The sequence below is a fragment of the Rothia sp. HMSC071B01 genome (assembly GCF_001808945.1).
In the GTDB taxonomy this organism is placed as follows: Bacteria; Actinomycetota; Actinomycetes; order Actinomycetales; family Micrococcaceae; genus Rothia.
Genome location: NZ_KV795071.1, coordinates 150,540 through 172,643, shown reverse-complemented (window position 1 = coordinate 172,643; position 22,104 = coordinate 150,540). Strand labels below are relative to the sequence as shown.

Below are 22,104 nucleotides of genomic sequence, written 5' to 3'. Positions count from 1 at the left end.
CTTACTTGCGGCTGCCGAAGATGATGTCGTCCCACGCCGGAACGCTTACACGCTGCTTCTTCGAGGAGGAGGACTTGGGCTTCTCCTCAGCAGGTTCTTCAGCAGCTTCTGCGGGTGCGGACTCTGCCGGTGCCTCAGCAGTCTCTGCGGCGGGTGCGTGCTCACTGTAGTCTTCCGGTGCCGGATGCGCCGCGGGGGTGTGTGCGGCGGGTGCGCCGGTCAGCGGGCCGCGAGCAGATGCAACCTCGGCGGGAGCCTCAGTAGCGGGCGCTACGGGAGCCTCAGCGGCAGGCGCCTCAGCTTTCGGAGCCTCTGCCGGTGCAGTAGCTACAGGTGCAGCAGCTTCGGGCGCCTCAGCGGGCTGTGCGGACTCGCGGTGCACGAACACCTCGGGCTCCTCAACCTGTGCCGGGCGCACCGAACGGGCGCGCTCCAGAAGCTCCTTGAGCTTACGCTCATCAGCGCTCTCAGAAGAAGTAAGGGGTGCCGGTGCAGGCTCGGGTGACTTCGGCAGGCGGGCGGGAGGAACCTCCACGGGAGCCTTCTTAGCGGCGGCGGCAACAGCGTCCTCACTGTTGCCCATCAGGAAGTACGCCGCCTCATTCGAAGCGTACAGGCCCTGGTTCGCCGGGTTGTACACCCAACGTGCGGGGAAGACGACCTGCGCGGGCAGGTTCTGACGCACCGAATCCTTCAGCGCAATATCAACCTCAACGCGCCACTGGCCGTTCTCCTGCTGGCGGGTGGTCCAGTCCTGGGTTGCGTCCTCAAAACCGTAACGCTCGGAGACTTCCTCAATGCGGGCGCTCAGGGTCACGGGAATCTGTGCAGTACCCGAAGCGGAGCTGCGGCGACCAATCTTCACGCTCTGAGCGGCACGAATAATGTGAGCACGCTCAGCAACAATCGGCCACTCGTAGCGGCGCACGCGCTCCGGCTCCCAACCGGACTCTTCAGCGATTTCCTCAACGGAGGCACCCTGACGGAAACGGGTCTGAATATCGCGCGGACCGAAGGTGCCCTTAGCGCCCAGACCGCGGGCGGGCTGAATACGGCGAGCCTTGGTGATGCTCGTGCGCAGGTTCGCGTCAATCGGCAGCAAGAAGCGGGTGCCGTCAGCAGACTCAAGCACCAGATTTTCGCCGTCATCGTGAACGCCAATCAGACGCAGTTCAAGCATGAGAACCTCCATAGGTGAACCGGACGCGTTCGTGAATGTGTTGCACGGAACGCAAACTACCTTCCAGGGTACCGTGAAAGCGCGGTAAATCAGTAGCGGAGGCGGGATTTTCCCCAAAAAAAGATGTACTTTTCGGACCGAAAAAGCTAGAATGTGACGCCTAAACCGTCCAAAGCCTACCCAGGATTAGACAAATAGGGTGCCAATGGTGAACAATACCTGGCATGCCGTCGGGGTTAAATCCTCACCAGCGGCACCTAGAGCACTCATTAAACCAGCGTGGCCTAGTTCAACACACAGCCACAGAACCAACGGAGCGTGAAAGTTTGGCAACTGATTACGATGCACCTCGCAAGCAGGACGAAGAGCAGAACGAAGAGTCCTACGAGGAGCTGAACGCCCGCCGTTCCGAGATGCAGTCCGGTGCGGTGGACGAAGACGAAAACAGCGCAGCAGAAAGCTTCGAGCTGCCCGGTGCTGACCTCTCCAACGAGGAGCTGAACGTTGTTGTTCTGCCCGCTCAGGACGACGAGTTCACCTGCGCATCCTGCTTCCTGGTACGCCACCGCTCGCAGATTGCACGCGAAGAGGGCGGCCTGTCCTACTGCATCGAGTGCGAGGGCTAAAACTTTAGGGAAGGGCTAACACCCACCCGACATACACCTCATGACGGGGCGAGTGCCGAGTGCACCCGCCCCGTTGAGTATGTGAAAGCCGCGCGCGCAAGAACAGCGCCGCATCGCACCCAACACGGCACACCGCGGCACGCGCTGAACGCGAACAAGCAACGAAAACACCCCGCAGTAGAGCCTCAACACAGCGCGAGGTGATGGCACAGACACCCGCGAAAGGTTAGAGTATTGACCATGATGACCCCCGTAAACGTCCACATTAAGCTGCTCGACCCCGAGCTGCCCGCACCCGCCTACGCAAAGCCCGGCGACGCCGGCGCTGACCTGCGCTCCCGTATCGACTTCGAGCTGGAACCGGGCGAACGCGCCCTCGTTCCCACCGGCGTGGCAATTGCCCTGCCCGAAGGTTACGTTGGTCTGGTGCACCCGCGCTCCGGCCTGGCAACCAAGAACGGTATCACCATTGTGAACGCACCCGGCACCGTTGATTCCGGCTACCGCGGCGAGCTGATGGTCACCCTGCTCAACACTGACAAGACCAAGTCCTTCCACGTGCAGCGCGGCGACCGCATTGCCCAGCTGATCATTCAGAAGTACGAGCACGCAACCTTTACCGTGGTGGATGAACTGGAACAGACCGAACGCGGCTCCAGCGGCTTCGGCTCCAGCGGAATCCACTAGTCTGCTCTCACCGCGAAAACCGCACGAGAGAAGAGAAGAAACCCCCGCACCCTGCGTGCGGTGAAAGTAGGAATACCATGTTCGGATTTGGTAAGAAGAAGCACGCCGAGGAGGCTGAAAAGGCCGCCATCGACAAGGCTGTCGCCGAAGAGATTGAGGAGACCAACGTCGAGGTTGAGGAGCTGAAGGAAGAGGAGAACTCTCCCGAGGTCATCAAGTACGACCGCGTCAACGGCCCGCACGACATTGAAGAAGTCACCGCCGAAGACCTCGAAGACTACGTCGACCTGGGTGCACTGCGCATCAAGCTGCTCGACGGCATGAACCTGCGCCTCGAAACTGACGACGCAACCGGCGCGGTAATCGCCGCAACCATCACCCGCGACGGCGCAACCTTGCAGGTGCAGGCATTCGCCGCACCGCGCACCACCGGCATTTGGGATGACATCCGTCACGACCTGACCGAGTCCGTCGCCTCCCAGGGCGGCATCGTCGAAATCTACGCCGGCGTATTCGGTGCCGAGATGCTGACCCGCCTGCCCGCCGTCACCCCGGACGGTCAGCCCGGCGAGCGCATCGCCCGTTTCGTGGGTGTGGACGGCCCCCGCTGGTTCCTGCGCGGCGTCATCTCCGGCGCGGCTGTGCTCGGTGACGATAAGGCTGCCGCCTCCGTGGAGGAAGTCTTCCGCACTGTCGTGGTGGACCGTGGCGACGACCCGCGCCCGCCGCGCGAGCTGCTGCCCATGACTCTGCCCGCCGACCTGGTTGTGGCTGAGGAAGAGCCCGCCGTTGAGGAAGAAACCGAGAACGAGCACAGCAAGCTGCGCCCGATGCCTCGCCGCGGCCCTGAGATTACCGAGATTGGCTAATGCCTGAGTTTTCGAACTACCCGAGTGCGCTCGCGGTTCCTGAGGAGCAGATTCTTGCTCCCGGGTACCCCGAGCGCTTTCGCGTACGCCTTGCCGGACGCGTGGAGCAGGTATGGCTGCCTGCGCTGCAGGATAAGCCGATGTACCGTGCCGAGCTGGTGGTGGCTAAGTCGAAGCCCCTGCAGTGGTCGAGTCCGCTGGCGCTGATTGGTATGCCGATTGTGGAGCCGCCCGGTGAGGATTTCGAGGAGGAATCCGAGGACCTCGAGAAGCAGCACCATTTGAACACGGCGTCTTTGGCGACCGTGGCGGTGCAGGAGCCTCACGAGGTGTCTTTCCCGCCGTATGCGCCGTTCAACCCGGGGGATAGGGTGCTGCTGAAGTGGCAGGGGCAGCGGATGGTGCCCGGCGTGCTTGCCGGTGCGTTGCTGCGCTGTTCCGGTGTGGTGTCGGTGAGGGCTCATCAGCCGGTGATTTATAACCCGCGCTATGAGATCGTGCCGCAATTCTTTGTTGAGAAGGGAAAACATGAGCGCTGAGCAGTCTTCGACCCAGCCCGATCCGAACGCTAACCCCGCAACTAGCCCGGCTGTTGACCCGGCGCGGGAGGAAAATCAGCTGGCGCAGAGCCTGAGCGCCTCCATGGGTGCGAATATGCGCCGCACCGCCAACGGTGATGTGGATATTCTGCACGCTATCGGCGGCTGGCGCGGCCTGGTGGAATCCTCCCTGCCCGCTGTGGCGTTCCTGGTGCTGTTCACCGTGACGAAGGAACTGAACCTGTCCCTGATTGCGGCGCTGGCTGCGGCGGGCGTGTTCACCCTGATTCGCCTGGTGCAGGGCTCTAAGCTGGTGAGCGCGCTGACCGGTCTGGTGGGCGTGGCGATTTGTGCGTTTGCCGCGTACCGTACCGGTAATGCGAGCGACTACTTTGTGGTGGGCTTCTGGACGAACGGCGTGTACATCCTGGCGTATCTGCTGTCGATGCTGGTGCGTTGGCCGCTGATGGGTCTGATTTTTGCGGTCATTCGCGGTGAGGCGCTGAGCTGGCGCCAGAACCCGGTGCGCCTGCGCCAGTACATGCTGGCGACCTGGATTATTACCGTGCTGATGATGCTGCGCCTTGCCGTGCAGGTGCCCCTGTATTTTGCGGATAATGTGGAAGCGCTGGGCGCGACCCGCCTGATTATGGGTCTGCCGCTGTACGCTTTGGGCGTGTGGCTGGCGTGGCGTGTGTCGGCTCCCGAGGAGGCGCCGGTGAACGAGGACCCAGAGGCTGACGAAACTGCCGACACTGCCGAAGTTGACGGTTCAGAAAGCCGCTAATCCCACAACTTCATACATAGAAGAACTTCGTAGAAGTATGCGAAGGCCCCGGTACCCGTAAAGGGGACCGGGGCCTTCGCCTCCTCAAAACTTACGTATAAACGCTATGCAAAAGCTTGCGCATAAACGCTTAGGCGAACAGTGCGCGGATCTGGTCCTCACCGGCAATGGTCGTGATGAAGAACAGCTCGTCGCCGCCCTCAATCGCCACGTCGGCACTGGGCGGAATCGGTGCGCCGTCACGCAGGATCGCGGTGAGCACCGTATCGGCAGGCCACTGCACGTGATCCACGCGGTAACCGATGACGGGGTGGTCCGCGGGCACCGTGTACTCGGCGAGGGTCGCGCCGCCAGCCTGCAGAGTCAGCAGGCGCACCACGTCGCCGACTTCCACGGCTTCCTCGACGAGAGCGGTCATCAGACGCGGGGTGGACACGGCAACGTCCACGCCCCAGGAATCGTCAAAGAGCCACTCATTACGCGGGTTGTTCACGCGCGCCACGGTACGCGGCACACCAAATTCACTGCGCACCAGCAGAGACACCATCAGGTTTGCCTTGTCGTCACCGGTTGCGGCAACGACCACATCCGCCTTGTTCGGGTGCACCTGGCGCAGTACGGACAGTTCGCAGGCGTCACCTATATGCCAGCGCACGCCGGGCAAATCGGCGCGCTTCTTGACTTCGGGCTTGGAGTCGATGATGGTCACGTCGTGGCCGTTCATCATGAGCTCTTTAGCGATGGAGGCGCCCACGGAACCGGCACCAACAATAAGGACCTTCACTTACTTCTCACCTTTCGAGGAATCACGATGGCGGCCGATGAGTTCGAGGGGGTCGGGCAGCTCCGGGGGAGTGTCACCGAGGTGGAACTCATGCTCGACAACGGGGCCGTCGTTGTGCTTCTGCTCGGCGGGTTTCTTCGGGGCGTGGGGGTGCTTGCGGTGGCCCGAGGCGGGGGCATAGTCCACCTCCACTTCTTCGTCTTCAACGCGCGGCGGGCGGGAGAGAATACGGGTTACGTCCGCAACGTCGTCGGTGCGCATCATGACGTGCACGCTATCGCCCTGCTGGTAGGCGGAATCGGGGCGGGGGAGCATACCCTCACCGAATCGGGTGATGTAGGCGATGCGCACCCCGGCGGCACTTTCGATGCTGGTCAGCGCGTGACCCGCCCAGCCGTCGTCGAGCGGAATTTCGGTGAGCATGAGGCGGCCCGAGGGTTCACGAAAATCACCCTTGAGCGCCTGCTCGGGCAGCAGGCGGCGCAGCACCTGGTCGGTGGACCAACGCACCGACGCCACCGTAGGAATACCCATACGCTGGAAGAACTCGGCGCGGTTCGGGTCGTACACACGCGCCACAACGTTCTTCACCTTGAACATTTCGCGTGCCACACGGGCGGCAATAATATTCGAGTTATCGCCCGAAGAGACGGCGGCAAAAGCATACGCCTCGGTAATACCGGCACGCTTGAGAGTGTCCTCATCGAAGCCAACACCGGTCACCAGACGGCCCTCAAAGCCCTTACGCAGCGGCTGGAAAGCACGTTCGTCCTGGTCAATGACGGCGACCGTATGCCCCGAAGCTTCCAGAGTGCGCGCCAACATGACGCCCACGCGCCCGGCACCCATAATGACGAAGTGAGGCATACAACCCTCCGAATGTGTTGATGTTTTGTGTCGATAAGGCGTTACCGCCTACCCCTACCAGTGTAATGGGCGGGTGAGCCTCCGCGCCGATGCTCCGTGATATTCCGCTCGCCATGCCCACTATTCGGCTGAATAAAATTGAGCTTTGAAGCCGCGACCTATAGCCTTAACAGCGTGAGGAATCGTTGGGATAAGATGCGCATCGCCCTGACCGGCAGGCCGGTCAGCACGCGAAATCTTTCGGCTGTCAATCTGCCGAAGCGCTACGCCCTGCCTCTTTTCGGTGCCGACGGCATCTCTTCGGTCGCCTACGCCGCCGATCAGATGATTCTGACCCTTGCCGCCGCGGGTGCCTCTGCGCTCGCTTTTTCGCCCTGGATTGGTTTGGGTGTGGCGATGGTGGGTCTGCTGGTGATTGGCACCTACCGGTACAACATTAACCAGATTGCCTCCAAGGGCGATATTCAGCTGGTGCACCACAAACTGGGTGCGCTGCCCTCGATCGTGATGGGCGCTTCCTCGCTGATGGACTATATGCTCACAGTGGCGGTTTCGATGTCTTCGGCGTCCTCGTTTTTGGTGGCGCTGTACCCGCAGATTCAGGATTGGCGCACCCTCATTGCGGTGCTGCTCATTGTTGCCCTGACGCTGTTTGCGCTGCGTGGCGTGCAGCTGCTGGGCAAGATTGCGTACTGGCCGCTGTACGTTTTCTTGGCGCTGTTAGGAGCGACCCTCATTGTGGGTTGGATTCGTGCCGCGACGGGTACCCTGCCGCTGGCTGAGTCGGCGACCTACGTGATTGCCCCCGAATACCACGATCATGCCCTGGAAGGCTTGGCGCTGGTGCTGCTTCTGGCGCGTTCGTTCTCCGCCGGTGTGGTGGCGTTCTCGGGTGTTTCTACGATCTCTAATTCGGTGAAGTATTTCCGCCGTCCGAAGAAATATAACGCGGCGGTCACCATGATGATGATGGGCCTGATTACCTCGGTCCTGCTGGTGAGCCTGCTCGGTTTTGCGGCGGCAACCCGCGTGCACATGGTGCACGATACGACCCGTTTCTTGTTCATTGACGGGCACGCGCCGGGGGAGTACTTCCACCAGAAGCCGGCGCTGTACCAGGTGGCTTTGGCGATTTATCAGGGTGTTCCGTTCTTCGCGCAGCTGCTGGTGTTTGCCACGGTGGGCGTGCTGATTATTGCCTCGCTGACTGCGTTTACCGGCTTCCCGGTGATTGCCTCGTCGCTGGCTGATTACCAGTACCTGCCGGTGTTCTTCCGCAGCATGGAATCACGCGGCCTGTATGCGAACGGTGTGCTGGCGCTGTCGGCATTCTCAATTTTCCTCACCACCGTTTTCGGCTCGGACGTGTACTCGCTGATTCAGCTGTACATCGTGGGCATGTGCCTGTCGATGGTGCTGGTTCAGCTGGCGGTGGTGCGCTACCGCATGCGTCTGCTGCGCATCACCCTGGCACAGATGCCGCGCCGCGCCCTGATTCGTGATATCGCTGTCTCTGTGGTGGGTGTGGTCGTAACCGCCGCGGTGCTGGTCATCGTCGTGGTGACGAAGTTCGCCGCCGGTGCGTGGCTCTCCCTTGGAATGATTGCCCTGATGGTTGGAGGTATGGTTGTGACTCGCCGCCACTACGATGCGGTGGATGCCGCCCTGGACATCCCCCTGAACGCCGAATCCGTTGCGGATGTGGCGGCCCTGCCTTCGCGTGTGCACGCCATCGTGTACGTGGAGCGTGTGCGCCGCCCGGTGGTTCGTGCTCTCTCCTATGCGCGTGCCGGTCGCCCCTCCACGATTGAGGCGCTGACGGTCAACAATGACCGGGCCGCCCTGGAGGTCGTGAAGAAGCGCTGGTACGCCCTCGGTATTCCGGTGCCGCTGTCGGTCATTGACTCGCCGTACCGTGACACGGTGGATGCTGTCGTCTCGTATATTCGCCGCCGCCGCAAGAAGTCACCGCGCGATATTTTGGTGGTCTACCTGCCGGAATTCGTGGTGGAGCACTGGTGGCAGCGTCTTCTGCACCGCCGCACGGTGCGCCGCCTCAAGCAGGCGCTTCTGCATGAGCCAGGCGTTATGACGGCAACCGTGCCCTGGGCGATGCACGAGGATGAGGTGTATGATGAGATTTTTGATCAGCGTTTACAAAGCGAAGAATCAACGGTAGAAGCAGAGGACCCAACGGCAGCTGTCGCCCCGAAGATTACTCGTTCAGCCGGTGGCGGCCGCGAACTGATTCAGAGTAACCGCCACGCGGTGTACCGCGGCCGCCTGCACGAGGCGGACGCTGTGGCGCGCGAGAAGAAGCGCTAGCCGTATCGGCTAAGCCGATTTCTGAGCCTCCGTACACCCCGTACGTAGCCTCGTACATCCCCTCGAATAGCGCCTGGACTTTGCCCTTTACGCCCTATTCGGTACCCCTAGCGGGGCGTCGGAATCGGAATAAAGATACAAACCGGTGTAAAATAGTTCACATTAAGTGATTCTTTAGGAGACAATGCTGTGACTCACACTGCTACCACGCCTGCCGCCTCCAAAAAAGTAGACGGATACAGCGTCGGGCAGACCCTCACCGTCACCTGTGAGGCACCCGCACACGGCGGCGCCTTCGTAGCGCGCACCGAACAGGGCGTCATCTTTGTGCGTCACGGCATCGTCGGCGAACAGGCAGAAGTACGCATCACCGCAATCGGCCCCAAGCGCCGCTTCTACTTCGCGGACGTTATTTCCGTACCCGTACCCTCCCTGGCGCGCCGTGCCCACCCCTGGATTCAGGCGGATGCGCTCGCCACCGAAGAGGAACGCGCCGCAGCAACCGGCGTACCCGAACTACTCGGCGGCATGGAGTACGGCCACATCAACCTGGATGAGCAGCGACGCTACAAGACCGATATCGTCCGCACCCAAATCAACCGCCTGGGCGGCCTGCCCCTCGAATCGCCGTTGCTGACCAACCTCATGGTTGAAGAGCTGCCCCTGCGCGATAACAACGAGGGTCTGTCCTGGCGTAGCCGCGTGCGCTACAACGTGACCAAGGTCCGCGCGCACAATAGCGAAGAGCAGAACGGCGGCAAGAAGAGCCCTGCCGTCACCTGGCGCGTCGGCATGCACCCGTACCGCGCCTCCCAGCCCGTACCGGTCGTCGACTTTCCCCTCGCCGCCACCGAGTTGCGTAACCTGCAGCTTGAACAGCTGAACCTGCGCGGCGTACGCGAAGTCGAGGCGACCGTCTCCTCCCGCGGTAGGGTCCTGCTGCAGTTCATCGTCGACCCGCGCTTCTCCGTCGAGGAGGTCGCTAAGGACATCGAACAGCAGGCATCCGACGCCTGGGGTCTGCTCGCCAAGCGCAAGATTTCGCTGTTCTTTACCCCGCAGTCCACCTCCAACGGCAAGCCCAAGCGCCGCCGCCCCGGTTCCGCCCACAGCCCCTACCGCCGCGTACCCGAAGGCGACCAGCTGCTCGGCGCGGGTCTGCGCTCCGTCACCGAAGAAGTCACCTTCGGCTCCCGCCGCTTCAGCTACCAGGTGTCCGCCGGCGGCTTCTGGCAGATTCACCGCGCCGCCCCCTCCACCATGGTCGGAACCATGCTCACCATGCTCCGCCCGCAGGAAGGCGAATGCACCCTCGACCTGTACGCCGGCGCGGGTCTGTTCACCGCCGCGCTCGCGGACGCCGTGGGCGCCACCGGCACCGTGGTCAGCATTGAGGGCTCCCCGGTGACCCATAAGGATGCGCGCTCGAACTTCGCGCCGGATGGCTGCTCCCGCACCGAGAACTCTGCGGACACCCGCATTGAGGTGATTCGCGGCGACGTGGCACGTCACCTGGTGGACTTGAAGACCGCCCTTGAGTTTGGCGAAATCCCCGCCATTGATGCGGTGGTCCTTGACCCGTCCCGTGAGGGCGCGAACCGAACCACCTTGGAACGCCTGGATGCGCTGGACCCCAAGCGTATTCTGTACGTGGCGTGCGATCCGGCATCCCTGGGTCGTGACACCGGTATTTTGCGTGAGCTGGGTTGGGATATGGTGCAGCTTCGGGCGTTTGATATGTACCCGAATACGCATCATGTGGAGACGGTTGCGCTTTTTGAGCGTGCCCCGGCGAAGCCTCGTCCGCGCCGCCGCCGCACCAAGTAGTGCGGAGAGTAGCGCGAGGCTAGTAGCCGTAACAAAGCAGCAAATAATCGCCGTGTTGGACGGGTTGGGCTGTTCACCAGCCTGCCCACTAGGGGTTATTTCAGGCCGTTTTCGCTCAACCCGGTGCGTCTTGCTCTGCGGGCGCATAAATCTGCTTTTTGGCATCGTAAACGGTAGAATCATTGAAGAACCAACGCACGGAATGAGCCGTGCCCCGACCTTGAGGAGTGTGGGTGTATGTCCGCTGAAAACGCATTGCCGCAGGAGGAGACCCCGAATAGCGCCGCCGGTGGCGCACCCACCGCCGACTACAGCATTGGCGATGGCGCCACTGCTAAGTTGCTCCCGGGTATTCAGCGCCCGGCGGACCTGCAGAACCTCAGCTACGAGCAGCTGGAGGAGCTCTCTAAGGAGATCCGCCAGTTCATCGTGACGAACGTGTCGGCGACCGGCGGTCACCTGGGCCCGAACCTGGGCGTTGTGGAGCTGACCCTCGGCATTCACCGTGTCTTCGAATCTCCCAAGGACAACATTCTTTTCGACACCGGCCACCAGTCCTATGTGCATAAGCTGGTGACTGGTCGTCACGCGTTTAAGACTCTGCGTCAGAAGGGCGGCCTGTCCGGTTACCCGGATCGTGGCGAGTCTGAGCACGACATTATTGCTTCTTCGCACGCCTCCAGCTCGATTTCGTGGGCTGACGGTATTTCTCGCGCGCACAAGCTCAACGGTGAAGATGACCGCTACACCGTGGTCCTCATTGGTGACGGCGCGCTGACCGGCGGTATGGCGTGGGAGGCTGTGAACAATATTGCTGCCGACCGCACCCGCAAGGTCGTGATTGTGGTCAACGATAACGGCCGCTCCTACGCGCCGACCATTGGCGGTTTTGCGAACCAGCTGTCTGAGCTGAAGCACGGTGTGCAGCAGCAGGTGGATCGCGTGCGCCTCGATCACCGCTACGACCACGCCCTGGATGCGGTGCGCATCGGTCTGCAGCGCGGCGGCCCCGTTGGTCAGATGGTGTACCGCGGCCTGCACGGCATGAAGGCGGGCATTAAGGACGTCGTCGTACCCAAGGGCATTTTTGAAGACCTGGGCATGAAGTACGTGGGCCCCATTGACGGCCACGACCAGCAGGCTGTGGAGAACGCACTGACCGCGGCGAAGAACTACGCCGGCCCGGTGATTGTGCACGCCATTACCGAGAAGGGCCACGGCTACGCGCCCGCCCGCGCGAATGAGGACGACCAGTTCCACGCGGTGGGCCAGATTGACCCGCTGACCGGTGAGGATGTTTCGACCAGCACCTCCGAGTCGTGGACCGGTGTCTTCGGTAGCGAAATCGCGGATATTGCGGATGAGCAGGAGAACGTCGTCGGTATTACCGGCGCGATGCTCATCCCCGTGGGTCTGCGCGAATTCCAGAAACGCCACCCCGAGCGCGTTATTGACGTAGGTATCGCTGAGCAGCACGCCGTGGCGATGAGCGCCGGCCTGGCGTACGGCGGCATGCACCCGGTGGTTGCCCTCTACGCAACCTTCCTGAACCGCGGCTTTGACCAGCTGCTCATGGACGTTGCCCTGCACAAGGCGGGCGTGACCGTGGTGCTGGACCGCTCCGGCATTACCGGCCCGGACGGCGCAAGCCACCACGGCATGTGGGATTTGGCGATGCTGCAGTTCATTCCGGGTCTGCACCTGGCGGCTCCGCGTGATGGTGCGACCCTGCGTGAAGAACTGCGTGAGGCCGTAGCTATCAACGATGCACCGACCGTGATTCGTTACCCGAAGGGCTCCGTGGGTGAGGACATTCCCGCCCTGGAGCGTCGCAGCGACGGTGTGGACGTGCTGGCACGCACCGGTGAACCCCACCCGGAGACCGGTCAGCGTGACGTGCTGTTCGTTGCCGTGGGTGCTATGGCTCGTGTGGCTCTGGAAGCCTCCAAGGTGCTTGCCGCTGAGGGTATTCAGTCGACCGTCGTTGACCCGCGCTGGGTGATGCCGGTGCCGCCTTCGGTCATTGAACTGGCCCGTGATCACCGCATTGTGGTGACCATTGAGGACGGCGTGCGTTCCGGCGGCGTGGGTTCGCGCATCCGCCAGGAAATGCGTGCAGCTGGTGTGGATACCGCGCTGAGCGAGCTGGGTCTTCCGGCGGAGTTCATCCCGCACGCTTCCCGTGAAGAGATCCTGGAAGAGGTCGGCCTCACCGCGGAGACCATTATCGCGGACCTGCGTGCGCAGCTGGCAGGCGATAAGGTGCCGTTCGCACGTGAAGAGGGCCAGAAGCCGCGCCACACCCGCTAAGCGGTCGTATCTGAGTGCCGCCTGAGCTTCTCTTAGTAGCGCGCCGCAATAGCAGGCGCTTAGCGACGGACACAGTATAGACATTAACGCCCCGCCCATCGATTGTGATGGGCGGGGCTTTGCCGTATGCACTATGCTGTATCCACTGTACGGGGCGCTATCGGCCAGCGCCTGAGCTTATGAGCATGAGAAGTAGTGGTTTTAGGAATTGTTAGTAGTGCCGCTGACGAAAATCTTGCCGCCCTTCACCTGCACTGGGTAGCTGGTCAGAGGCGCCTCCGCAGGGCCGTGCACTACCGAGCCGTCAGCTACGGCGTACTCGGAACCGTGGCAGGGGCACACGATGCGGTTGGAGTCCTGCACCTGCACCTGACAACCCTGGTGGGTGCACACGGTGCTGAACGCCTTGTACTCACCCGAAGACGGCTGGGACACGATAACGGTCGTGGAGCCGTGGGTCAGACGCGCCGTCTTGCCCACGCCCACTGCGGAGGCGAAACCCACCTCAACGGTGCCTTCCGGGGCGGTGACGGCGCCGTCACCTTCGGCGCAGGAAGCGAGTAGCGCACCGGACGCGACGGCACCGGTGACGAGGGTTGCGCGGCGGGAGAAGACGCGCGCAGAAGATTCAGTCTCTGCGGTATCGACTGCGGTGTCGACGGCATTAGACTCGACTGCGGCGGGGGAGGCGCACGCCTTCTGAGAGCGGCAGCATCCGTTGGGTGCGGGCATGGTGGTTCCTTTCGTGTACTCTTTCCACCCTATGCCGGTTTGGGATAAAAATCGAATGAGAGCAGGCGAAGCTTGGTTCGCATTTGCTCCCCCCCCGAGACAAAATCCTGAGGCACACTCCGGAGGCACACAAAATGCCGGTCGGGTGGTCGCATCAGCAACACACCCAACCGGCACACATCTATTGAGCGTTAGTGAAATCTACCCCAGGTGACGGGCAAAAATCGGCGCAATCACGGGGGCAACCAGACCAGTCTGCCAGGGGCGCGCACCGTACTCGGCGAGTGCATCCCGCAGGGTCTGCTCGTCAAAACGCGCCGGCGGCTCCCAGCAGAGGCGGCGAACATAATCGGTCGTGATCAGGTTCTGCGCTGGAATGGTCAGCTCCTCAGAGAGCTCATCAATTGCCTGACGAACCTCGGTGAACAGCGCCAAGTTTTCGGGGCGCTTAGACTCCCAAGCCTTCAACGGCGGCGGGGCAGTCGACGGCAAAGTGAACGGTACGGCGTTCTCACCGCGTGCCGCCGCGGCAATAGCACGCACCCAGCGCGGGCCCTCACGGCGCAGACCGCGCGTCTGAAAACCGGGGATCGCCATAACCGCGGGCACGTTACGCGGCATGGTGCGTGCCGCCTCCACAATCGCAGAATCGGGTAGCAGACGCTTCGCGTCAACGTCCTTCTTACGCGCCAGCGAGTCACGCTCATGCCACAGGTTACGCAGCGCCGTCAGCTGCTTGACCGAACGCAACATCGTGCGGCCCTTCGTCTTACGCCAACGCTCCGGCTGATCCGTCGGATCCTTCACCGGGGTCTTGCACAGGTACTCGAACTCCTCCAGAGCGTACTGCAGCTTACCCTGCTGGCGGAGCAAATCCTCCAACGCGTCACGCAAATCAATGAGCACGTCAACATCCAGCAGCGCATAGTTCAGCCAAGACTCCGGCAGGGGGCGGCGCGACCAGTCTTCCTTCGAGTGCTTCTTCGCCAGCTTATAGCCGAGCAGCTCCTCAACGGTCGCACCCAGATTCACGCGCTCCAGACCGGCAAGACGCGCACCAAGCTCCGTATCAAACAGGCGGTTCGGGCGCATACCGAGCATATCCAGGCTCGGGAAGTCCTGAATCGCGGCGTGAATAACCCACTCAGCATCCGCCAAAGCATCGTTAATAATGCGCAAATCCTTAAACGCCTCAGGGTCAATCAGGTACAACTGATCTTCACGCTTAAGCTGCACCAAAAAAGCACGCGAACCGTAGCGGATGCCCTGAGCACGCTCAGTATCAACAGCCACCGGGCCGGACGCCGCCGCCAACTGCTCAGCGGCACGACGCAGACCACTCTCAGTGGTGATGAGAGTCGGAATCGGTGAGGAAGGGGCCTCCAGAGGAACAACGTCCGGAACTTCGATACCGTTAAGGGTCAGCTGAGGGGTGCCTGCGGCATTCTGTTCAGCTGCGGTACTCATGCACTCAATCCTTTTCCTCTGTCTGGTTCGACGCGCCCATACGATGCGCCAGATGCCTGGGTAGGCGTACGCCCGAGCAAACACGAGCCCGGGCGGGGTGGCGTGCCCGCGAAGGCACTACGCCATTCTACCCGCCCGAGCTTAAAGCCTCGAATTTAGAGAGACTCACAATAAGGGGTTCACCGGTGTGCCCGCGAGGGGGCATTGCCTGGGTTTATTCCGCGGATTCCGCCTCGTCAGCTGACGCCTCACCAGCCGGGGTCAGCGTCAGACACACCGAATTAATGCAATACCGCAAATCCGTGGGAGTCGGAAAACCCTCACCCTCAAACACGTGACCCAGATGCGAATCGCAGGCGGCGCAACGCACCTCCACACGGCGCATACCGAACGTCGTATCCTCCAGGTAACGCACACGATCCTCAGCCAGCGGCGCGAAAAACGACGGCCAACCACAATGCGAATCGAACTTCTGATCAGAACGGAACAGCTCCGTACCGCAGGCACGGCAAGAATACACACCCTCCGTGTGGGTGTTCCAGTACTCGCCCGTGAACGCGCGCTCGGTGCCGCCCTCACGCAGAACAGCGTACTCTTCAGGCTTGAGCACCTCACGCCAGTTCTTGGCGATAGCACCCACGCCGGGTAGCGAATTGCCCATCATGACTCCTTCAGTTTGCTCTCATGCCCAGACTCTTACGGCATATGTAACGCCGCGGCCGGGCGGATTATTCCCGCTGAGCGCGGACTAAGCGCGGATGTCAGCGTACTTGCCGTTGGTGAGCTTCAGCAGGTCGTCCGGGGCGAGCTCAACGTCCAGGCCGCGCTTACCGCCAGAGACCATGATCGTGTCAAAAAGCTGCGCAGACTCATCGAGCAGGGTGGGGGAGGGGGTCTTCTGGCCCAGCGGGGAGATGCCTCCGACCACGTAGCCGGTGCGGCGTTCGGCGACCTTCGGGTCGCACATGGAGGCGTTCTTCCAGCCGAGGGCTGCGGCGGCCGCCTTCACGTTGAGCTTGCCAGACACGGGTACGATTGCGACCGCGAAATCCTTCTCGTGCACAATCAGCAGGGTCTTGAACACCTGCTCCTCGGAGGCGCCGAGGTTCTTCGCGGCCTCTTCACCGAAGGAGGTGACGCCCTCAACGTGCTCGTATTCGCGCATCTGGAAGGGGGTGTTCGTTTCGGTCAGCAGTGCTACGGCGGCGGTTGCTGCGCCGCTCTTCTTACCTTTAGTTTTCTTAGCCATAGATACCATTTTACGGAAGTCACCACGCGCCGATACCTATGCGCTGATACCCATGCGCCGAGAAGCCACATGTGTTTCGAGAAGCCACAATAATGGTGGCTTCTCGAAACACATGTGGCTTCTCAATGGTTATGGGGTTATTTCAGTAGCCCTTTTTCCTTCAGCTGCTCTTGAGAAAGCGAGCCAACGACAGTCCAAAATCCATCTGATTTGTCTACGTTCTGAGGTGGCCTTTAGGCTCCCTTTTTTCTTAGTAAATACCGATGAGTAATTGCATGCCAAGACTAGTCAAGATGATAGCAATCCAGCAAAGGGCTCCAAGAAAAATGGATTTTCCACTGGATTTGATCATAGCAATGAGGTTGGTTTTGAGACCAATAGCACTCATAGCCATGATGATGAGGAATATGGAGAGTTGTTTGAGAGGTGAAAAGAAGCTATTGCTGACACCGAAAGATGTGAGAAGAGTAGTTAGCAGAGAAGCTAGGATAAAGTAGAGAATGAAAACGGGGAAGATTTTTTTAAGCTTCACTCCTTGGTTGTTGCCTTGTTGACGGCTTTGCCAATAGGAGAGGAAGAGAACGATAGGGATAATAGCTAGAGTACGTGTCAGCTTGACAATAGTTGCAGGCTCAAGAGTGTTTGCATTGTAAAGACTATCCCAGGCACTAGCAGTAGCTGTCACAGAGGAAGTATCGTTGACCGCAGTACCCGCAAAGAGAGCAAAACCTTCGTTGGAAAGATGGAGCCAAGAACCTAGAGTTGGAAAGATAAGAGCTGCCAAGACATTGAAGAAAAAGATAACAGAAATGGCTTGGGCCACTTCTTTTTCCTTGGCGTGAATAACAGGAGCAGTCGCTGCAATGGCAGAACCGCCACAGATAGAAGAACCTACACCGACCAAGGTAGCAAGCTTTGTATCCAGATTAAAAAAGCGTTGGAAAAAGAAAGCAATAATTAAAGCGATAGAAATGGTCGAAATGATGACAGGAAGGGAAGATTTTCCAACTGCGAAAACTTGTGAGATACTGAGTCCAAACCCAAGCAAAATAACAGCATACTGAAGCAATTTTTTGGAGCTATAAGTCAAACCGGCATCCAGTTGTGTATAGGAAGTGAGAAAGGGATGGAGAATCATTCCGATAAAAATGGCGAAAACAGGTGCTCCCACAACAGGCAGAAATCCTCCTAAAACCCAAGAGATGATAGAAATGATCAGACAGACTGACAGCCCTGCCCAATTTTTTGATAGAAATGACATAAAAACCTCCGAAAATAGATACTCCTTATTATAGTCTTATTTGGTAAACTAGAAAGTAGGAATACAGACCCAGTCCGGGGAGCGCACCACCTCACCCTCCGCGCTGATAAAGGCGTTCGATATCCTTGAGGAACTTAATATCCTTCTCGTAGGTATCCAGCATATAGGGCCATACATACTGCATGTCATTGCGCGGCGGGTCAAAAGAGTGGAAGCCATGGAAACGTATTCCTTATATCGGTGTGGTGTGTAAAAGGTGAATGCTGCTTAGACGTTGAATTCTTCGAAGTCTAGAATTGACCACTTTTGGCCGTCATGTTTCATTTTGACTTTGAGAGTATCGTTAGTTTTATCCTCGTTATCCCACGCAGTCCATTTACCGTCTGGTTCAACGTGGATTTCCTGATTCCAGTTACGATACATTTTCCAGAAATATGTTTCGCCGTCTTCGGACCAAGGCGACCCATCAGCTGTAAATTTTTCGATACCGTCGATAACCCATCCGCCGCGCCTGTATAGTTTTTCGACGCTTTCGTAGGCTTCTAATTCGGAGCTGAAATTAGGCGAGATGAATTCTCGTGCCTTTGCATAGTCACCAGTCTGGATACCGTAGTTTCCCCACTGGACCCATGCGTCAAATGTTTTACGTAGGCCTTCTAGAGACTTTTCGTTGTAGCCATCTTCGGGCGCAGTGGGTTTGGGTACATTCTGGGCTGGACCGTATTTGTCAGCCGAGCGGTACTCGCCGTCAGGTGCCTTGGAGCCACCCGAGTAGCCGCGGGTAATGACCGGGCTCGGAGTAGCGGAAGCAGAAGCCGCATCAGATGCCGCCGCAGAAGCCGAAACGGTCTCACTCGGCGCAGCGGAAGTCGTGGCTGCCGCCTCATTATTTGCCTGCTGGCCACACGCTGCAAGCAGGGCGCCAAGGCCCACAAATGCGCTGCCGCTCAACATCGCCCGGCGGGTAAGAAAAACAGAATTCATGGAAGTAGATTCCTTATATCGGTGTGGTATGTGAATCAAAAGAAAAGGCTACTTCTCGTTTTGCAATTCCTCTTCCGTTTTACTGCCAGCAATTTTCCAATAGCCGTCAGAGTAGGTGAAAAGGAAGTAGAAAGTATCGTCGCTGGTGTCAGTATTAGCCTGCATATCAAGGTGACCATTAGACTCCACGTACATAACAGTGGTCCAGAACCGGCGATGCAGCATTCGGTACTTTTTCTTCGCCTCATCGTAGATGAGCGGGCCTTGGGGTTGGTAGCTATCCAGCCCGTCAACAGTCCACCCGCCGTTCTGGTAAAGGTCCTCAATGAACAGGTAAAATCCGTATTCTTCAGATTCGTCCGTAACGTATTTGAAAGCGTAGGAGCAGTCACCGGTCTGAATCGCGTAGTTATGGGAGACAAGCCAATCCTTCATCATACGGTAGAGGCCTTGTTCAGACTCGGGGTACTGCTACGGCTCTGCTTTCGGAAGAGGAACATTCTGTGCAGGACCATATCCGTCTGCCTTGCGATACTCGCCGTCAGGTGCCTTGGAACCGCCGGAGTAGCCGCGGGTAACGACCGGCTTCAGGGTTGCGCTTGCCGAAGGCGACTCAGATGCTGCCGCAACCGCCGAAGCGGTTTCGCTCGGTGCTGCGGAGGCGGCGGCTACCGCCTCATTAGCCGCCTGCTGGCCGCAGGCTGCGAACAGGGTACCAATGCTCAACATTGCGCTGCCGCTCAACATTGCGCGGCGAGTAAGAAAAACGGAAGTCATGGAAATAAATTCCTCGTATCGGGGTGGTGGTGAGTTAAAGGAAAAGGCTATTTCTCGTTTTGCAATTCTTCGTCTGATTTACTTCCAGCAATCTTCCAATAGCCATCAGAGTAGGTGAAAAGGAAATAGAAAGTATCGTCACTAGTCTCAGTGTTAGCCTTCATTGTGAGGTGGCCATTAGATTCCACGTACATAACAGTGCTCCAGAACCGGCGATGTAGCATACGGTACTTTTTCTTCGCCTCATCGTAGATGAGCGGGCCCTCTGGCTGGTAGCTATCCAGACCATCAACAGTCCAACCACCGCGCTGATAAAGACCCTGAATATACAGGTAGAACTCATATTCTTCTGCATCTTCCGTGATGTACTTGAACGCGTAGGAGCAGTCACCGGTCTGGATAGCGTAGTTGTGCGCAACAACCCAGTCCTTCATCATGCGGTAGAGGCCTTGTTCAGTCTCAGGGTACTGTGCGGGTTCCTTGCGGGGTTCCTGGACGTTCTGCGCAGGACCGTACTCATCGGCTTTACGGTACTCTCCGTCAGGAGCTTTAGAATTACCTGAATACCCGCGAGTTACTCTTGAGGTAGCGCTTGCCGAAGGCGACTCAGAAGCCGACGCCGACTCGCTCGGTGTAGCGGTTGAGGACGCCGAAGCACCCGCTTCGTTAGCGGCCTGCTGACCGCAGGCTGCGAGCAGGGCCCCCAGGCCCACAAGTGCGCCGCCGCTCAACATCGCGCGGCGGGTAAGAAAAACGGAAGTCATGGAAATACATTCCTCGTATCGGTGTGAAGTGTGAATAGGGGGGGCTGGTTAGAAACCGGAAGACTAACCAACCACAGAGAAGAATCCAATAGCTGAGAAGCCACATGTGTTTCGAAAAGCCACCATTATCGTGGCTTCTCGGCGAACATGTGGCTTCTCAACGTAAGACCCACGGGGGGCTTTACATGTCGGGCCAGTCGCGGTGCAACGAATACTCCGTATCCCCGTCACCGCTATCGTTCAGGTGCCAGCGCTGACCGGTACGGATATCGGCCTTGCGCAGGCGTGGGTTCGGGTTATCCTTCTTACCCATCGTGGGATCGTTCTTGCAACCCCAACGAGTGTCGTCTTCATCGCAGGTGCCGCCGACACGACCCACATCAACCCACCACACACGAATCAGCAGCGGATCGACAGTTTCCTTCGTCAAAACGACATCCAGAGCCTGCCAATCGCCACCGTCAACACGGAAACGGCCAGAATAAGAAACGGTCGCGTACGCATGGAAATTACCTGAACGTTTGTAGGTATAACTGGTCGCGGTCTTGCGTTACTCTTCACCACGTGCCCTGCTAACCGGCTTGCCCATGGTGTAGAAGCTGCCCTCGTCACCGTTGCCGTACTGGATGGTCATCTGGGTGGGGTAGGACTCCATCTCAACGTGGCCAATCATCAGGTCGCCTTCCCAACGTGCGGTGGGTGCATCGACGTAGAAGTTGACGGCCTGGTTCTTGTAGACGTTGGGGTTATCTTCACCCAGGCCGGTGCCAAGGTTGTAGGACTGCTTCAGTACGGGGGCCTGGATGTTGGTGTTAGCGAATTGGTCCTCAACTTCTTGGAGCATTTCCTCAGGAGAAGGGCCCTTGGGCTGTTCAGGATTGTTGGAGGTGAGGGTTTTAGTGTCATTGGGTACGCAGTAGCGCCCGCCGACCTGGTTGGGTATTCTGTTAGCGTTATCTCCCAGGGGTAGTGATCCTATGACGTAGTGGCCAGGACGATGGTCTGGTTCTGTATGACATTCTGCATCTCCGGCTTGTCGGGCTTTGACGCTACTTGCGCGATATGTTTGATTTGCTCCATCGAGTTGTATTGGATGTTCTTCATTCCATTTTTGGACTGCCTCTTCTGGAGAAATTGCTGATCCTGATGGAGTTGAATTAGCTTTTACTAAGTCTTGCGTATTATTCTCGGATTTGTTTCCTTTGCGATTTGAGCTCGGAACTTGCTTATCTTTGGAGACTTTAACACAATGTCCATTTGAATCTCCCGTGGTGCACTCACTGCTTAATGCTGGGGGGATATTTAAGGTAGATACAATTAATGTTGAAAGTATAAAAAGCGTAGATATTTTGCTAATGTTCTTCATATTTCAATTAGCCTCTAAAGTTCGTTCTCGTACTTGCTGTCGATTATTTTCCAATAACCATTAGAATAGGTATAAAGGAAGTAGAAAGTATCGTCACTTGTATCAGTGTTTGCCTTTCTCGTTATATCTCCATTTGATTCAATGTATATTTCAGTTGACCAAATTCTGCGGACTTTCATGCGATAGATTTTCTTAGATTCATCATAAAATAGGGCGCTTTCACTCTGGTACGAATCTAGGGAATCTACAGCCCATCCGCCATTTTTGTAAAGTATTTCAATATATTTGTAGAACCCATATTCTTCAGTATCTTCTGTTACATACTTGAAGGCATAGGAGCAGTCACCAGTCTGAATTGCGTAGTTATGGGCATTGACCCAATCCTCCATCATACGATTGAGGCCTTCTTCGGTCTCAGGATACTGAGCGGGCTCATTACGAGGCTTGGGGACATTCTGCGCGGGTCCGTAGCCGTCTGCCTTACGGTACTCACCATCGGGTGCCTTGGACTGTCCTGAGTATCCGCGAGTAACCTTCGGTTTAGGGGTAGTACTCGCTGAAGGTGACTCAGTAGCTGCCGCAGATGCCGAAGCGGTCTCGCTCGGCGCGGCGGTCGCGGTAGCTGCCGCCTCATTGTTAGCCTGCTGGCCACATGCCGCAAGCAGGGCCCCCAGGCCCACAAGTGCGCCGCTACCCAGCAGGG

The 22,104-nt window shown here is 58.7% G+C and carries 22 protein-coding genes and 1 pseudogene; 8 read left to right on the top strand and 15 right to left on the bottom strand.

Annotated features, from left to right (window positions below):
• Nucleotide 1 precedes the first annotated feature (1 nt).
• Nucleotides 2-1,180: a septation protein SepH gene (gene sepH / locus HMPREF2527_RS04210; protein ID WP_210390367.1), complete on the bottom strand. Its 1,179-nt coding sequence runs from the start codon at nt 1,178-1,180 to the stop codon at nt 2-4.
• A gap of 326 nt (nt 1,181-1,506) precedes the next feature.
• On the opposite strand from sepH, the gene HMPREF2527_RS04205 reads away from it, so the two are divergent.
• The 5 genes from HMPREF2527_RS04205 to HMPREF2527_RS04185 all read left to right on the top strand — a co-directional run bounded on the left by HMPREF2527_RS04205 (nt 1,507) and on the right by HMPREF2527_RS04185 (nt 4,688).
• Nucleotides 1,507-1,806 carry a DUF4193 domain-containing protein gene (locus tag HMPREF2527_RS04205; RefSeq protein ID WP_005506382.1) on the top strand — a complete coding sequence of 100 codons (300 nt, stop codon included), beginning with the start codon at nt 1,507-1,509 and terminating at the stop codon, nt 1,804-1,806.
• Between the two features lie 240 nt (nt 1,807-2,046).
• Nucleotides 2,047-2,493 carry a dUTP diphosphatase gene (gene dut / locus HMPREF2527_RS04200; RefSeq protein ID WP_070506583.1) on the top strand — a complete coding sequence of 149 codons (447 nt, stop codon included), beginning with the start codon at nt 2,047-2,049 and terminating at the stop codon, nt 2,491-2,493.
• A gap of 77 nt (nt 2,494-2,570) precedes the next feature.
• On the top strand, nt 2,571-3,362 hold the full coding sequence (locus tag HMPREF2527_RS04195; protein ID WP_049337392.1) for a DUF3710 domain-containing protein: 792 nt from the start codon (nt 2,571-2,573) through the stop codon (nt 3,360-3,362).
• Complete coding sequence (locus HMPREF2527_RS04190) at nt 3,362-3,901, top strand: hypothetical protein (protein ID WP_049337394.1); 540 nt, start codon at nt 3,362-3,364, stop codon at nt 3,899-3,901. Before HMPREF2527_RS04195 ends, HMPREF2527_RS04190 begins: the two co-directional genes overlap by 1 nt.
• Nucleotides 3,891-4,688, top strand: coding sequence for a DUF3159 domain-containing protein (locus HMPREF2527_RS04185; RefSeq protein ID WP_070506580.1), 798 nt, complete (start codon nt 3,891-3,893; stop codon nt 4,686-4,688). Before HMPREF2527_RS04190 ends, HMPREF2527_RS04185 begins: the two co-directional genes overlap by 11 nt.
• Nucleotides 4,689-4,818: 130 nt before the next feature.
• On the opposite strand, the gene HMPREF2527_RS04180 is transcribed toward HMPREF2527_RS04185, so the two are convergent.
• Together HMPREF2527_RS04180 and HMPREF2527_RS04175 are read right to left on the bottom strand one after the other, a co-directional pair.
• Nucleotides 4,819-5,472, bottom strand: coding sequence for a potassium channel family protein (locus HMPREF2527_RS04180; protein ID WP_070506578.1), 654 nt, complete (start codon nt 5,470-5,472; stop codon nt 4,819-4,821).
• Nucleotides 5,473-6,339 carry a potassium channel family protein gene (locus tag HMPREF2527_RS04175; RefSeq protein ID WP_070506576.1) on the bottom strand — a complete coding sequence of 289 codons (867 nt, stop codon included), beginning with the start codon at nt 6,337-6,339 and terminating at the stop codon, nt 5,473-5,475. It lies immediately after the preceding gene.
• Nucleotides 6,340-6,534: 195 nt separating this feature from the next.
• On the opposite strand from HMPREF2527_RS04175, the gene HMPREF2527_RS04170 reads away from it, so the two are divergent.
• The 3 genes from HMPREF2527_RS04170 (at nt 6,535) to dxs (ending at nt 12,801) form a co-directional block, all read left to right on the top strand.
• A complete protein-coding gene (locus HMPREF2527_RS04170; RefSeq protein WP_070506573.1) occupies nt 6,535-8,664 on the top strand; it encodes an APC family permease in 2,130 nt (709 codons plus the stop codon).
• Nucleotides 8,665-8,853: 189 nt separating this feature from the next.
• Nucleotides 8,854-10,491: a class I SAM-dependent RNA methyltransferase gene (locus tag HMPREF2527_RS04165; protein WP_012903711.1), complete on the top strand. Its 1,638-nt coding sequence runs from the start codon at nt 8,854-8,856 to the stop codon at nt 10,489-10,491.
• Nucleotides 10,492-10,728: 237 nt separating this feature from the next.
• Complete coding sequence (dxs, locus tag HMPREF2527_RS04160; RefSeq protein WP_083294455.1) at nt 10,729-12,801, top strand: 1-deoxy-D-xylulose-5-phosphate synthase; 2,073 nt, start codon at nt 10,729-10,731, stop codon at nt 12,799-12,801.
• A gap of 201 nt (nt 12,802-13,002) precedes the next feature.
• On the opposite strand, the gene HMPREF2527_RS04155 is transcribed toward dxs, so the two are convergent.
• From HMPREF2527_RS04155 to HMPREF2527_RS04110, 12 genes and pseudogenes are all read right to left on the bottom strand, one after another.
• Complete coding sequence (locus HMPREF2527_RS04155) at nt 13,003-13,533, bottom strand: Rieske (2Fe-2S) protein (protein ID WP_044150551.1); 531 nt, start codon at nt 13,531-13,533, stop codon at nt 13,003-13,005.
• A gap of 201 nt (nt 13,534-13,734) precedes the next feature.
• The gene (locus HMPREF2527_RS04150) at nt 13,735-15,000 is read right to left on the bottom strand and encodes an HRDC domain-containing protein (protein ID WP_044150550.1); all 1,266 of its coding nucleotides are present in this window, start codon (nt 14,998-15,000) and stop codon (nt 13,735-13,737) included.
• Between the two features lie 214 nt (nt 15,001-15,214).
• Entirely contained in the window at nt 15,215-15,661 is a 447-nt protein-coding gene (gene msrB / locus HMPREF2527_RS04145; protein ID WP_070506570.1) for a peptide-methionine (R)-S-oxide reductase MsrB, read from the bottom strand.
• Nucleotides 15,662-15,748: 87 nt separating this feature from the next.
• Nucleotides 15,749-16,249, bottom strand: a complete 501-nt coding sequence (gene ybaK / locus HMPREF2527_RS04140) for a Cys-tRNA(Pro) deacylase (RefSeq protein WP_070506566.1) — start codon at nt 16,247-16,249, stop codon at nt 15,749-15,751.
• A gap of 250 nt (nt 16,250-16,499) precedes the next feature.
• Nucleotides 16,500-17,510, bottom strand: coding sequence for a YeiH family protein (locus HMPREF2527_RS04135; protein WP_049340581.1), 1,011 nt, complete (start codon nt 17,508-17,510; stop codon nt 16,500-16,502).
• Nucleotides 17,511-17,777: 267 nt separating this feature from the next.
• The gene (locus HMPREF2527_RS04130; RefSeq protein ID WP_070506562.1) at nt 17,778-18,494 is read right to left on the bottom strand and encodes a DUF6318 family protein; all 717 of its coding nucleotides are present in this window, start codon (nt 18,492-18,494) and stop codon (nt 17,778-17,780) included.
• Between the two features lie 48 nt (nt 18,495-18,542).
• Nucleotides 18,543-18,944: pseudogene (locus HMPREF2527_RS09885) on the bottom strand (DUF6318 family protein); the annotation flags it as partial.
• Between the two features lie 21 nt (nt 18,945-18,965).
• Nucleotides 18,966-19,271 (bottom strand): hypothetical protein, encoded by a 306-nt coding sequence (locus HMPREF2527_RS09880; RefSeq protein WP_239662341.1) that lies wholly within the window; start codon nt 19,269-19,271, stop codon nt 18,966-18,968.
• A gap of 47 nt (nt 19,272-19,318) precedes the next feature.
• The gene (locus tag HMPREF2527_RS04120) at nt 19,319-20,035 is read right to left on the bottom strand and encodes a DUF6318 family protein (protein ID WP_070506560.1); all 717 of its coding nucleotides are present in this window, start codon (nt 20,033-20,035) and stop codon (nt 19,319-19,321) included.
• Between the two features lie 181 nt (nt 20,036-20,216).
• The gene (locus tag HMPREF2527_RS09875) at nt 20,217-20,465 is read right to left on the bottom strand and encodes a hypothetical protein (RefSeq protein WP_246824771.1); all 249 of its coding nucleotides are present in this window, start codon (nt 20,463-20,465) and stop codon (nt 20,217-20,219) included.
• Nucleotides 20,466-20,585: 120 nt separating this feature from the next.
• Nucleotides 20,586-20,879, bottom strand: coding sequence for a hypothetical protein (locus HMPREF2527_RS09870; RefSeq protein WP_246824770.1), 294 nt, complete (start codon nt 20,877-20,879; stop codon nt 20,586-20,588).
• Between the two features lie 536 nt (nt 20,880-21,415).
• The coding region (locus tag HMPREF2527_RS04110) for a DUF6318 family protein (RefSeq protein WP_070506558.1) at nt 21,416-22,104 on the bottom strand (689 nt) is incomplete at its 5' end.